The sequence below is a fragment of the Mesorhizobium sp. BR1-1-2 genome (assembly GCF_020165435.1).
GTDB lineage: Bacteria > Pseudomonadota > Alphaproteobacteria > Rhizobiales > Rhizobiaceae > Mesorhizobium.
Genome location: NZ_JAIUID010000001.1, coordinates 37,322 through 49,884, shown reverse-complemented (window position 1 = coordinate 49,884; position 12,563 = coordinate 37,322). Strand labels below are relative to the sequence as shown.

Here is a 12,563-nt window from a genome sequence, read left to right as displayed (position 1 = left end):
CCGCTGTCGTCAAATCATCTTCTCACAGCATATGAAAAAGGGCAGCCTTTTCCAGTGGCTGCCCTTTGTTCTCACGCGCGCATGCCGAAGTCGGTCGGCTCAGCTTCCCAGTGCGGTCTTGATGGCCGCTGCCGCATCGCCGCCGTCGAAGGTTGTCACGCCGGCGATCCAGGGTGTCACGGCATCCGGATTTTTCTTCAGCCAGTCGGTGGCGACGGTCTGGGCGTCGCCGCCCTTGAGGATGGCGTCCATCAACTGGCCTTCCATGTCCAGGTTGAACTTGAGGTTGGCAATGAGCTTGCCAGCGTTCGGGCACTCGGTGGTGTAGCCCTTGCGCACATTAGTGTGGACGGTGGCGGCACCGAAGCCGCTGTCGCCCATGCCGTCGAGATAGGTGATCTTCATGGCGCCCATCACCGGGTGCGGCGTCCAGCCGAGGAAGGCGATCCACTCATTGTTCTTCATCGACTGCTCGGCCTGCGTCAGCATGCCGGCCTCCGAGGATTCGACCAGTTCGAAGCCTTCGAGATTGTCCTTCGGGTTCTTGATCATGTCGAGGATGATGCGGTTGCCGTCATTGCCGGCCTCGATGCCGTAGATCTTGCCGTCGAACTTGTCCTTGAACTTGCCGAGGTCGGTGAGTGTCTTGACGCCGGCATCCGCCACATAGGTCGGCACGACGATGCCGTAGCCGGCGCCGGTCAGGTTCGTGCTGATGGTCTCCACCGAACCGTCGGCCGTGTAGTCCTTGATGTCGTTGGTCATCGACGGCATCCAGTTGCCCAGGAAGACATCGAGATCCTTGTTCTTCAGCGACGCCATCGTCACCGGCACCGACAGCTGGATTACCTGCGGCTCGTAGCCGAGCGCCGTGAGCAGCACCGAGGCTATGCCGGTCGTCGCCTGGATATCGGTCCAGCCGACATCGGAAAGGCGTACCGTCTTGCAGCTTGCCGGATCCCCGGCGAAGGCGGCACCCGTCGACAAGAAAGCCGCAAGGCCGAGGCCTGCGACGAAGGAATTCATACGCGACATGAACTTTCTCCCATTTCGATTCTGTGGCGAAGCGAAGTTACGGCTTTTGTGCCCGCCTTGTTTCGTCAGCCAAACACCATTCTCGTGCGGTTTCAAGCACTAAGGCAATCACGATCAACGGCGCCGGCTGGCCGATCAGCGACACGTCTGCCGCTTTTTCCATGCAAGCCGGCTTTTTTGGTGGAAGGCCTGCCGTGGCCCCTCCCCGCGCCCGGCCAAGTGGGCTTAAAAGGGCGCCATGGCCAAACTGTATTTCCACTACGCGACGATGAATGCGGGCAAGACGACGATGCTCCTGCAGGCGTCGTACAATTACCGCGAGCGCGGCATGACGACGATGCTGTTCGTCGCCGGCCACTACCGCAAGGGCGACACCGGCCTGATTTCGTCACGCATCGGGCTGGAAACGGAAGCCGAGATGTTTCGTGACGGCGACGACCTGTTCGCCCGCGTCGCCGAACATCATCAGCACGGTGCCGTGCATTGCGTCTTCGTCGACGAGGCGCAGTTTCTCGAGGAGGAGCAGGTCTGGCAGCTCGCCCGGATCGCCGACCGGCTCGACATCCCGGTCATGTGCTATGGCCTGCGCACGGATTTCCAGGGCAAGCTGTTTTCCGGCTCGCGCGCGTTGCTGGCCATAGCCGATGAGCTGCGCGAAGTGCGCACCATCTGCCGCTGTGGCCGCAAGGCGACAATGGTGGTGCGCCTCGGCCCCGACGGCAAGGTCGCTCGGCAGGGCGAACAGGTGGCGATCGGCAAGGACGTCTATGTCTCGCTCTGCCGTCGCCATTGGGAAGAAGAAATGGGTCGCGCCGCCCCCGACGATTTCATCGGCTTTGTCGCGCCTTGACCGGGCTGTGGCATCACGGCCGCCGCTCTTGCCGCCATGGGCGGTGCAGTCTTCCGCGATCCGCCACGATGCAGCGTTTGTTAAGGCCTCGGCCCTATTTTGCGTCCTCTCGGTCCAGCCAGAACTCGTCGGGGTCAGCCATGTTTCGAGCCGCTTCCTCTGCCGCAGCCTTTCTGCTTGCCGGCGTCCTTGCCGCCCATGCCGGCGGCGATCCGGCACTGGGCAAGAGGGTCTTCAACCGATGCATGGCCTGCCATGAAGCAGCGAGCGACCGCGACAAGGTCGGCCCGCATCTGATGGGTGTCGTCGGCCGCGCCGCCGGCAGTGCCGAGAGCTTCCTCGGCCATTACTCCGAAGCGATGAAGAATGCAGGCGCCGCCGGTCTCGTCTGGGACGAGGCCAACCTCGCCGAGTATCTGAAGGCGCCGCGGCAAAAAGTGCCCGGTAACAAGATGGCCTTTGCCGGCCTGAGCAACGACGACGATATCGCCAATGTCATCGCTTATCTGAAGGCCGATCCCAAGCCCTGAGCCAGGATTATTCCGTCCCCGCAACGGACGCCGAGCTGCCACCGTCCTCACCGCGCTCAATGCTCCGTCGGATTCAGGCATTCGTGGCAGCGGGGATTGAATGCCTGGCCGACATCCGCCGACGTTGAAGTTCAATGACAGTTGAACCACGCGCGTTCCAAACGATCCTTTCGCCATGATCGCGGATCGATTGCGTTTCAAGGGCGTGGGCAAGGTTTTTGTTTTCGAAGCGCGCCTGTCTTCACGTCTTTCAATCCCCTGAAGCCCCACATATATTCGCCGCTGTTCGCAATCAGCGACCTGATGCCGGAGCGGGAGGCCCTTATGGCGACGTTGCAGAATTTTGATGCCGAAATTGCCAGGACCAAGCAGGTCGTCCAGGACATGCGCACCAAGATAGACCAGTCCGGCACCGTGCTCGACAAACTTGCCACCGCCGACAAGAAGATCGGCGATGCCAATTTCGATATCGAGAACGCCCGCATCGAAGACGTGCTGAAGCAGCAGAAGGTGATGGAAGGCAACATCGCCGACCTGATCATCGGGCTGGAGGACGCCACCAACGTTTTCGGCGCCGAGTTCGAGAGCATGAAGAACTACACCGGCTGGGAAAACTTCATCGGCATCTTCTCCAGCCAACGCAAGCAGCGTCTGCGCACCGACCGCGTCCGCAACATGTCACTGGCCGGCAACCTGCAGGAACTGTTGGCCAAGTCCGACACCATCGTCGGCATATTGAAGGCGCAGAAAGAAGTCCTCGACCAGCGCTACAAGACCTCCGAGACCAGCCTGTCGCAGGTCATCGAGCGCCGCAAGGCCACCATGTCCAACCTGGAAACCGTGCAGAAGCGTATCGAGGAGCTCAATCCGATGCTGCTCGACATCGAAAACAAGATCGCCGCCTCCACCAGCCAGAAGGAACGGACGCAACTCGAGGGCGAACGTTCCAAGCTCGCCACGGAATACAATGAGAAGCAGGCCAAGGAACAGGAATTGCTGGCCGAGAGCCAGACGCTGGAGCGCTACACCTCGATGTTCCAGACCTTCGTCGATTCGCTCAACAACCAGATCGCCGCGCAGTCGACCCTGATCAACAAGCTGACCATCGACACCGAGCAGCGCATCGTCCTCTACAAGGCACTGGAGGATTCGCTGAAGACCGCCGCCCAGCAGGATGTGGCCCACAAGATCAACACGCTGGGCAGCCAGGTCGACAACACCGCCGAGGAGACCATGGCCGGCATCGGCGCCGCCTCGCAGAAGCACATTGGCGACCTGCTCGAGATGCACGAGAAGAACATGGTTGCCACCGCCGACATCCAGCGCCGCAAGAAACTGGCCGACGACGCCTTCGCCCGCCGTTTCGACGAGGTGCTGAAGAAGCACAATTCGGCCAATTACGTGCAGTCGTAATTGCCGCCCGCACCGGTGCGACAATGCCAAGGCCAATAGCATGACCTCCGAAAACGACGCGGCGGCGCGGTATTTCTCGGCAATCACGGCAGCACTCGGCGGGCTGGAAGTGTTCATGCGCGACGATCGCTCGCCGCTCTACCGGCACGGCATCGTCGCCAAGATCGTCGCCGAATACATCGCCCGGCTCGACAAGTCATTCTCCTGCTGGCGCAACCGGCTGGGCTTCATGGACACGTTCCGCATTTCGCGCGCCGAAAGCGGATTCCCGGTGTTCCAGAACCTGCTCGAGCTCGAAAACGACCGCCGCCAGGCTGACACGCGGCTCGCCAACATCCCGCTGGCCGACGAATTGCGCGAGGAGATGGCTGACTTCATCCTGCGCCACAAGGAATTCCCCCAAGCGCTGCAGAAGTCGATGGCCGAGAGGCTTTATCTCGAGGACGTCAAGAGCGAGCAGACCTTCGGCCCCTTCACCCTGGCGCAGACGGCCAAGGTTTCCGTCAATCCGAAGACGGCGCGGCCCTACTACCTCGTCCATTGGGCGACCTTCGACGGCAGCGCCAACCTGCCGCTGGTCTACATGGTGACGGTGGAAGATTCCTCCGAAGACATGATCCGCCAGCTCGTCGACCGCAATGGCAAGCTTAACGACCAGATCGACATTCCATTGCCAGTCGATGGCCTGCTCAATCCCGAGCTTGCCCATCGCTTCGACGATTTCACCGAGAAGAACTCGGCCTATACGCTGTCGCCGGCAACGATCGCCGTCAATCTCGACAAGGACTTCGAGCCGCTGCACCCCAAGCAGCTTCGGCGCGTCGTGCTCGGCCCCTTCTATTCGGCCGGGATCACCGACAACAATTCTACGGTGACCGAGGTTCTGGCCAAGGTGCGCAAGCCGGAGAACGCCTGGCTGCTGACCTGGACCATCCAGGAGGTCTACTCCAAGGGCGAAAAACCCGGCCGCAGGGGGCTGTTTTCGAGCGAGAAGACGACGCAGGAGTTCTTCATCAACACCGACGACCTCGAGGCCGCGCGCCAAGGCGTGTCGAGCTATGAGAACCACGCGCTGATCCCGCACGAGGCCTACCAGGCGCTCTATGCCGCGGGCGAAGCGCAGAAGATCTTTTCCGGATACAAGGTCCACATCCTGTCCAACGGACAGGTCATCTCGAACGTCTGACCGTCACACCACGGAGCAACCTTCATGGATACCGGCCTGACCACCATCCCGGAAGCGGCGATCGAGAAGCACCGCGCCACGGCGCAGAGCTTCATCACCCGCATCGTCGTGCTGGAAGACCCGTCTAGTTCCTCAGGCACCGCGCTTGCCGGCACCAACCGCCGCTTCGTCTCCACCGTCTCGGTCGGTTCGGTGCGCCGCACACGCGAGGTCGAGCTGGCGAAGACCGTCGGCGCCGTTCACCCCGACGACCAGTTGCTGACCATCCCGCAGCACACACTTTTGTTTCGCGCCCGGCGCGGCACGGCGCTCGCGCTCGCCATATCGGATGTTTTCGCCGAAGGCTCGGATCTCGAAAGCCTGCAGGCCAGGAACACCCGCGCTCCTCTCGAAGGCGAGGAGGCCGCCACGTTCAAGAAGCTTCTGTCGGCCTCGGCTTACATTGCCGCCTTCAGCCTGTCCTCCTATCTGTTCCAGCTCATCGACAGCGACGGCGAGGCGCCCAACGACATTCCCGAGCCGGATTTCCTCTTCGACACGCCGCAGGACGCGGTGAAGTCGATCCTGGCCGGCCTCGACAAGGCGATTTCGGGCCCATCCGACGATGCCGACCTGATGACCAGGGCGCGCGCCTTCGCCCGCGTCGCCATCGACGGCCTGCTGGCACGAAAAGGCCGCTTCGACGGCATCGGCCCGTTCGAGAACGCCCATATCCGCATCGATGCCGACGATTTCACGCTCGACGGCTTCGACGTCGCGCCGGGCAAACGTTCCAAGCCGCTGGTGATGACCTTCAAGAAACCGGAAGAGGTCGTCGGCAACCACATCGCCAAATATCAGTCGGTCAAGCTTGCCAAGATGCTGATGGCCTATGATTTCGAACGCGAGCTGAACCCGTTCGTCGAGCTCGGCGGCTTCCTGTTCACCTTCATCGGCGACGGTGCGCCCGGCACCGGCAAGACGACGCTGATCCAGATGATCGCCGGTCTCGTCAATGGTTACTGCCAGGTCGCCGGCTATCCCTTCGCCTATGAGAATTTCGGCGTCGACCAGATCTCGTCCTATCAGGGCAAGTCCGGCCAGAACTGCCGCCAGTTCATCAACAATGTGTTGAACCCGCGCGTCATCGGCTTCGGCACCATCGACGACATCGACCAGGTTGCGGCGCGCCGCTCCGACGACCGCGCCTCGGCCGGCCAGCAGGAGATCACCGGCGTCCTGATGGATGCCTTCGCCGGTGCCGCCACCGTGGTGCGCGGCAACTGCTCGTTCGGCATGTTCTCCAACTATCCCGAGAATGTCGATGACGCGCTGCGCCAGCGCGCCGGCGCCCGCTGGCTGGTCGACGGGCCGCAGACCCGTGACGATTACATCGACATCTTCGTGCTGCTCGCCGGCAAGAACCACAAGATCCCGCTGGGCGACCACGAACTCTACGCCGCGCAAGAGATCCAGCGCGCCGTGGCCGAAGCCTATGAGGAGCACGAGAAGCCGCAGGAGGACGGGCTGATGCGGGTCCATGAGCGCTACATGAAGGAGAATGGCACGCCCAAGACCATGGCCGACATCGGCACCTATCTGCACCTGATCAAGCAGGCCGAGCCGCGCTTCACCGGCCGCGCCATCAAGAACGTCACCGACGCCATCAAGATGCGCGCCATGGACATCGAGCTTCCCGACGACTGGTTCGAGAAGCCGGAAGCCTTCATGCACAAGAGCTATGACGAGAAGAAAGCGATGATCGAGGAACTGCGCGGGCCGTTCTCGATGGACATGGTCATGCAGGAGATCAACCGCTACGCCGATTCCGAATTCCGCTACTCCGACAAGTCCGACGACTCCGCCGTGGAAAAGCTGCTGCGTGACGCGCGGCTGCGCGAACGGGCGGCGCGTGAGATGGAGGAGATGAAGAAGAAGGGGCTGTGGAATGCGTGATGCGCTCCGGCCTTTCCTTCTCCCCTTGTGGGAGAAGGTGTCGCCGAAGGCGACGGATGAGGGGCGTTCCAGGGAACGCCAAGGTCTCACTCCGCTGGAACACCCCTCATCCGTCTCGGCGCTAGCGCGCCGATCCACCTTCTCCCGCAAGGGGAGAAGGAAAGGTCGTGCCCCTCATCGGCCCTTCGGGCACCTTCTCCCCATAAACGGGGAGAAGGAATAATGGCCCGCAAACCCGACCTTCTGCGCGACAACGAACTCATCTACGGCCGGCTGCTCATCGTCGACGAGCCGCACCTCATCCAGCGTTACAACAAGGCGCTTGCCGCCTTCGGCCTCAAGCCCACCAAGCTGAACAGCTTCCAGATCGACCGCACCGGCTTTTCGCCCGAAGTGGCGGAGGAATGCGGCGACTACGGCTATCTCGATCCCAATGAGGTCAATCGCCGCTTCATCATCCTGACACCGTCGCAGATCGATCTGCCGGTGGTGCACACCGCCTTCTCCAACACCTCGCAGCTGATGTTCGAGTTCATGTCCAGGAACCAGCGCGCCATCGACGCGCTGACCATCAAGGACGTCATCTACGGCGAGATCGAGGATTCCATCCCCAAGGTCAACGACATCGAGGATCTGCTGTCGATCAATCAGGTCGAATTCAAGGTGCTGTCGGCCGAGGATGTGCTGGGCAAGGCCGCCGAGCTCGGCAAGCTCGTCGACCGCCTGAAACAGGAGCCCGACGCCTGGCGCGACAACGCCATGCTCAGCCGCATGGTGGAACTGGCCAAGATCTGCGGCGACATCCGCGAGAACGCGCTGGTGCCCGACCAGGTGATCTTCCGCCACAACGCCTACTGGACCAGTCATTTCGGCGGGCTCTACGTGTTCGTCGACCCCGACATGACGACCGTCATCAGCGATCCAGCGGCCCCCGGTTTCCGCCGCTCGCGGCCGTGGCAGGTAAGCTATCTTTCGATCAAGGACGCCGACAAGGTGTTCAAGTTCCTCGCCGCCACCGGCCGCATCGAACTGCCGCGCGCCTCCTGGGTCGAGGCCTCGGGCTATCTCGAGCACCGCGCCGAGATGGTGGTGCGCGCGCTGATCCGCGACGCCGAGCCGGATCGCAATCTGACCGACGTCGACAAGGTCTGGCTGCAGACCTGGATCCAGGGCCATGCCGACCTGATCGCCAAGGAGGGCAATTTTCCCTTCCTCAACGCCGCCAAGCGCGAGATTGCCCAGCTCGGTCATCTCAAGATCGAGGATGTGTTCCCGCAGCAACGCTTCCTGGTGGTCCGCGCCAAGCCCGACCATCCGGACGCCTGGCTGACCAATCGGCTGATCTCGGATTTCGTGCCGTCGGACTTCGTCTCGCGCTACGTCTTCAACAAGCAGGGCTTCTACAAGGATTATGAGGGCTTTAGCGACGCCTGGCGATCGCATGTTGTGGACGTTCTGAAAACCACATATCTGAAGGACAAGGTGGCGTTCCGCACGCGCCTCTACGGCCTGACTGACTAGAACGAAACCGGCCGTCATTTCGTTCTAACTTGTTGTTTTGGCGCATGATGTTATCCAAAAAGTCCGCAACTTTTTGACACTATGCTTTGAGGGGTGACACAGCCATGCTCGACCCGATCGTGAACTTCTTCGTCAGGATTTTCCAATGGATCGGCCGCGGCATCGGCCTCCTGATCGGCGTCATCTTGTGGCCGTTCATGTGGGCCGGCCGCTGGTATGCGCAGCGCGGTTGGATCCTCAAGGCCGTGCTCGGCCTCGCCCTGTTGGTGCTGCTCGGCCTCTACGCCAATTTCTTCTACGCCACCCAGTGGTGGAACAATTTCAACCCGAGCTATCCCGACACCTACACGTTCGAGAAGCGCAACATCTCGGCGGGCGAACAGGTAGCCGCCGGTGCCGGTGCCGACACTGCCAGGACCTGTGGCAACTCCGGCATCGCCCAGATTGCCGCCGATTTGACCGACTTCAACGTCAACCAGAATGCCTGGATCTCGTCGATGATCCTCTACAAGCTCGGCCTGTTCGGCATCAGCTGGGACAACACGCCGTGGATGGACAACAAGGCCTCATTCCAGCGCGGCATCAACCAGGCGGTGCGCCGCACCGCGACCGAGCTCGCCGACAATCTCGGCCGTGTGCGCACGACATCGCAGATCGATGCCGACCTGCAGGATGCGCGCGGCAATCTGCAATTCGACGAGTACACCTGGTATTTCGGTGTAAGCCCGTTCGGCCCGAAGACGCCGACCCCGAGCTATTATAGAGACGCCGTGCGCAAGCTGCGCTCCTTCAACGCCCGCCTCGCCACCTGCCAGGCCACCTTCGATGCCCGCGCCGACAATCTGAAGCAATATATCGACCGTATCGCCAGCGATATCGGCTCGACCTCGGCCATCCTCAAGGAACGTGCCGAAAACCATAATAATGGCTGGTTCGATTTCCGCGCCGACGACCGCTACTGGTTCGCCTATGGCCAGCTCTACGCCTATTACGGACTGATGAAGGGCGCGCAGGCCGACTTCGAGGACGTCATCAAGGAAAAACACCTGCAGAGCCTGTGGGATACGATGGACGCGCAGTTCGTCTCGGCGCTGCGCATCCAGCCCTTCATCATCGCCAATGGCCGCGAGGACGGCTGGCTCCTGCCCACGCATCTGACGACCATGGGTTTCTATGTGCTCAGGGTGCGTTCCAACATGGTCGAAATCAGCAACGTGCTGACGCAGTAAGGCTGGTCGGCCCAATGCATGTGGCCCAAAAGTGGCCCGGCCTGGGGAGAACGGCATGCATGGAAACAAATGCCTGAAGCGCGATGCGCTTTAGGCCGACGATGGCGGATTCGCGCCGCCTTGTCTGTCGCATTCCGTGCATTGCGCGGCTGTTTTGAGACGGCGGACGCGTCCCCGCTCTGGCTTCTATACGGCGCGGCAAGCGGAGCCAGAAAGAACCGGAGGCAGGTCGGCCCGCCGCAGAGGAATTTTCTTCATAGGAAACATAGTTGCATGAAAGTTGACGCCACGGCAGCGAGAGGGCTAGAACATGCCCTTGCCCGCGCGGCGTATCGAACATGCACCAGTGATCAACCCGTCCCCTCCACCGTCCAATCCAGAGGAAAGCCGTCATGGCAGAAGTGAAGTCCGACATCGAGATCGCCCGCGGTGCGAAGAAAAAACAGATCCAGGAGATCGGCGCCAAGATCGGCATCCCGACCGAACACCTTTTGCCCTATGGCCATGACAAGGCGAAGGTCTCCGCCGAATTCATCAAATCGGTGAAGGGCAACAAGGACGGCAAGTTGATCCTCGTCACCGCCATCAACCCGACCCCGGCAGGCGAAGGCAAGACGACCACCACCGTCGGCCTCGGCGACGGCCTGAACCGCATCGGCAAGAAAGCGATCATCTGCATCCGCGAAGCCTCGCTCGGTCCGAATTTCGGCGTCAAGGGCGGGGCCGCCGGCGGCGGTTATGCGCAGGTGGTGCCGATGGAGGACATGAACCTCCATTTCACCGGTGACTTCCATGCCATCACGACGGCGCACAACCTCCTGTCGGCGTTGATCGACAATCACATCTACTGGGGCAATGAGCTCGGCATCGACACCCGCCGCGTTGCCTGGCGCCGCGTCATGGACATGAACGACCGGGCGCTGCGCGAGATCATCTGCTCGCTCGGCGGCGTCGCCAACGGCTATCCGCGCGAGGCCGGGTTCGACATCACCGTCGCGTCGGAGGTCATGGCCATCCTGTGCCTCGCCACCGACCTGAAGGACCTGGAGAAGCGTCTGGGCGACATCATCGTCGCCTATCGCCGCGACAAGTCGCCGGTCTATGCCCGCGACCTCAAGGCCGACGGCGCCATGGCCGTGCTGCTCAAGGACGCCATGCAGCCGAACCTGGTGCAGACGCTGGAGAACAATCCGGCCTTCGTGCATGGCGGCCCGTTCGCCAACATCGCGCATGGCTGCAACTCGGTGGTCGCCACCACGACGGCGCTCAAACTTGCTGACTACGTCGTCACGGAAGCCGGCTTCGGCGCCGACCTCGGCGCGGAAAAATTCTTCGACATCAAGTGCCGCAAGGCCGGGCTGAAGCCGGCGGCGGCGGTCATCGTCGCCACCGTACGCGCCATGAAAATGAATGGCGGCGTCAAGAAGGAAGACCTCGGCAAGGAAAACATCGAGGCGGTGAAGAAGGGCTGCGCCAACCTCGGCCGCCACATCGAGAACATCAGGCAGTTCGGCGTGCCGGCGGTAGTTGCCATCAACCACTTCTACTCCGACACAGATGGCGAAATCCAGGCGATGAAGGATTATGTCGCCTCGATGGGCGAAGAGGCGATCCTGTGCAAGCACTGGGCCAACGGCTCGGCCGGCATCGAGGATCTCGCCAAGAAAGTGGTGGCGCTGGCCGAATCCGGTGCCTCACAGTTCGCGCCGCTCTATCCCGACGCCATGCCGCTGTTCGAGAAGGTCAACACCATCGTCCAGCGCATCTATCGCGGCTCGGAAGCGATCGCCGACAAGTCGGTGCGCGACCAGTTGCACGCCTGGGAGCAGGCCGGCTACGGCCACTTGCCGGTCTGCATGGCCAAGACGCAGTATTCCTTCTCGACCGACCCGAACCTGCGCGGCGCGCCGACCGGCCACACCGTGCCGGTGCGCGAGGTCAGGCTTTCGGCGGGTGCCGGCTTCGTCGTCATTATCTGCGGCGAGGTCATGACCATGCCCGGCCTGCCCAGGGCGCCGTCGTCGGAAAAGATTTTCCTCAACGAAGCCGGCCAGATCGAAGGCCTGTTCTAGAAATCCTCAATTCCAAAAAGTGCGAAGGGCGCCGCAGCGAGGCGGCGCCCTTTCTGTTTCCGGAAATCCTACGCAGCGTTGCGCGACAGCGCCCGCTGGTTGGAGCCGAAGATCGTGTCGCGTTCCGGCAAGGTGCCGGTCTTCAGGCACTCGATCCATTCGGCGGTCTTGAGCACGGCGGCGAAGCGCGACTGCAGGATGATTGTCACCACGCGGTGAATCTCCTCGGCCGAGGCATAGCCGGCGCTGTTGGCGTAAGGCACCGACCCGGTCGCGTCGGACAGGAACTCGACGGCAAAGCCCATATGCACGGCGTGGATGATGGTCGACAGGTCGCAATTATGCGTCATGTAGCCGACCACCACGATCGTATCGACAGCGTTGGCGCGCAGCCACTCTTCGAGATCGGTGCCGGTGAAGGCGGAAGGCAGCGTCTTCTCGACATAGTAGTCGCGTGGCCGCCTCGATATCTCGGGATGCAACTCCGCGCCTTGGCTGCCCTTGGCGAAGATCGGTGACGTCTCCGGCGCCATCTGCTTGACGACCACCACCTTGATGCCGGCCGCGGCTGCCGCGTCCATGGCGCGCGCCACGTTGACGACGCTGTCGCGGAACGGCGGATGTTGGATGGCGAGATTGCCGCCGTCATAGTCATTCTGGACGTCCACGACGACGAGCGCGCGGCGCGGCGTCTTGCTGGCTGGTTGGGACATGATGCATTCCTTTCAGGCTTGATGTGATGCCCGAGCATAGGTCCGCCACCATCGGACGAAAGTGGCCCGATTGACATCA

Annotated in this window: 10 protein-coding genes; 8 read left to right on the top strand and 2 right to left on the bottom strand. The window is 61.9% G+C overall.

From position 1 onward, the window contains the following. Positions 1 to 99 precede the first annotated feature (99 nt). Positions 100 to 1,035, bottom strand: a complete 936-nt coding sequence (locus tag LB551_RS00245) for a choline ABC transporter substrate-binding protein (RefSeq protein ID WP_224623788.1) — start codon at positions 1,033 to 1,035, stop codon at positions 100 to 102. A 238-nt stretch (positions 1,036 to 1,273) separates the two neighbouring features. Here LB551_RS00245 and LB551_RS00240 point away from each other — a divergent pair, with 238 nt between their 5' ends. The 8 genes from LB551_RS00240 to LB551_RS00205 all read left to right on the top strand — a co-directional run bounded on the left by LB551_RS00240 (position 1,274) and on the right by LB551_RS00205 (position 11,771). Then, the gene (locus LB551_RS00240; RefSeq protein WP_140516940.1) at positions 1,274 to 1,885 is read left to right on the top strand and encodes a thymidine kinase; all 612 of its coding nucleotides are present in this window, start codon (positions 1,274 to 1,276) and stop codon (positions 1,883 to 1,885) included. A gap of 140 nt (positions 1,886 to 2,025) precedes the next feature. Beyond that, positions 2,026 to 2,415, top strand: coding sequence for a c-type cytochrome (locus tag LB551_RS00235; protein WP_224657810.1), 390 nt, complete (start codon positions 2,026 to 2,028; stop codon positions 2,413 to 2,415). A 324-nt stretch (positions 2,416 to 2,739) separates the two neighbouring features. Continuing rightward, complete coding sequence (locus LB551_RS00230) at positions 2,740 to 3,828, top strand: hypothetical protein (protein WP_140549830.1); 1,089 nt, start codon at positions 2,740 to 2,742, stop codon at positions 3,826 to 3,828. A 40-nt stretch (positions 3,829 to 3,868) separates the two neighbouring features. Continuing rightward, positions 3,869 to 5,014 carry a hypothetical protein gene (locus LB551_RS00225; protein ID WP_224657809.1) on the top strand — a complete coding sequence of 382 codons (1,146 nt, stop codon included), beginning with the start codon at positions 3,869 to 3,871 and terminating at the stop codon, positions 5,012 to 5,014. Positions 5,015 to 5,038: 24 nt separating this feature from the next. Then, entirely contained in the window at positions 5,039 to 6,949 is a 1,911-nt protein-coding gene (locus LB551_RS00220) for an AAA family ATPase (protein WP_224657808.1), read from the top strand. A gap of 222 nt (positions 6,950 to 7,171) precedes the next feature. After that, on the top strand, positions 7,172 to 8,470 hold the full coding sequence (locus tag LB551_RS00215; RefSeq protein ID WP_140549827.1) for a DUF6638 family protein: 1,299 nt from the start codon (positions 7,172 to 7,174) through the stop codon (positions 8,468 to 8,470). Positions 8,471 to 8,574: 104 nt separating this feature from the next. Further along, positions 8,575 to 9,699 (top strand): DUF2333 family protein, encoded by a 1,125-nt coding sequence (locus tag LB551_RS00210; protein ID WP_140516950.1) that lies wholly within the window; start codon positions 8,575 to 8,577, stop codon positions 9,697 to 9,699. A gap of 392 nt (positions 9,700 to 10,091) precedes the next feature. Beyond that, on the top strand, positions 10,092 to 11,771 hold the full coding sequence (locus tag LB551_RS00205) for a formate--tetrahydrofolate ligase (RefSeq protein WP_140549826.1): 1,680 nt from the start codon (positions 10,092 to 10,094) through the stop codon (positions 11,769 to 11,771). Positions 11,772 to 11,839: 68 nt separating this feature from the next. On the opposite strand, the gene LB551_RS00200 is transcribed toward LB551_RS00205, so the two are convergent. Beyond that, positions 11,840 to 12,484 (bottom strand): cysteine hydrolase family protein, encoded by a 645-nt coding sequence (locus tag LB551_RS00200; RefSeq protein WP_224657807.1) that lies wholly within the window; start codon positions 12,482 to 12,484, stop codon positions 11,840 to 11,842. Positions 12,485 to 12,563 lie beyond the last annotated feature (79 nt).

Bases quoted from the DNA above. Each gene is read 5' to 3' on its own strand.
- LB551_RS00245 (WP_224623788.1), bottom strand. From the start codon at position 1,035: ATGTCGCGTATGAATTCCTTCGTCGCAGGCCTCGGCCTTGCGGCTTTC.
- LB551_RS00240 (WP_140516940.1), top strand. From the start codon at position 1,274: ATGGCCAAACTGTATTTCCACTACGCGACGATGAATGCGGGCAAGACG.
- LB551_RS00235 (WP_224657810.1), top strand. From the start codon at position 2,026: ATGTTTCGAGCCGCTTCCTCTGCCGCAGCCTTTCTGCTTGCCGGCGTC.
- LB551_RS00230 (WP_140549830.1), top strand. From the start codon at position 2,740: ATGGCGACGTTGCAGAATTTTGATGCCGAAATTGCCAGGACCAAGCAG.
- LB551_RS00225 (WP_224657809.1), top strand. From the start codon at position 3,869: ATGACCTCCGAAAACGACGCGGCGGCGCGGTATTTCTCGGCAATCACG.
- LB551_RS00220 (WP_224657808.1), top strand. From the start codon at position 5,039: ATGGATACCGGCCTGACCACCATCCCGGAAGCGGCGATCGAGAAGCAC.
- LB551_RS00215 (WP_140549827.1), top strand. From the start codon at position 7,172: ATGGCCCGCAAACCCGACCTTCTGCGCGACAACGAACTCATCTACGGC.
- LB551_RS00210 (WP_140516950.1), top strand. From the start codon at position 8,575: ATGCTCGACCCGATCGTGAACTTCTTCGTCAGGATTTTCCAATGGATC.
- LB551_RS00205 (WP_140549826.1), top strand. From the start codon at position 10,092: ATGGCAGAAGTGAAGTCCGACATCGAGATCGCCCGCGGTGCGAAGAAA.
- LB551_RS00200 (WP_224657807.1), bottom strand. From the start codon at position 12,484: ATGTCCCAACCAGCCAGCAAGACGCCGCGCCGCGCGCTCGTCGTCGTG.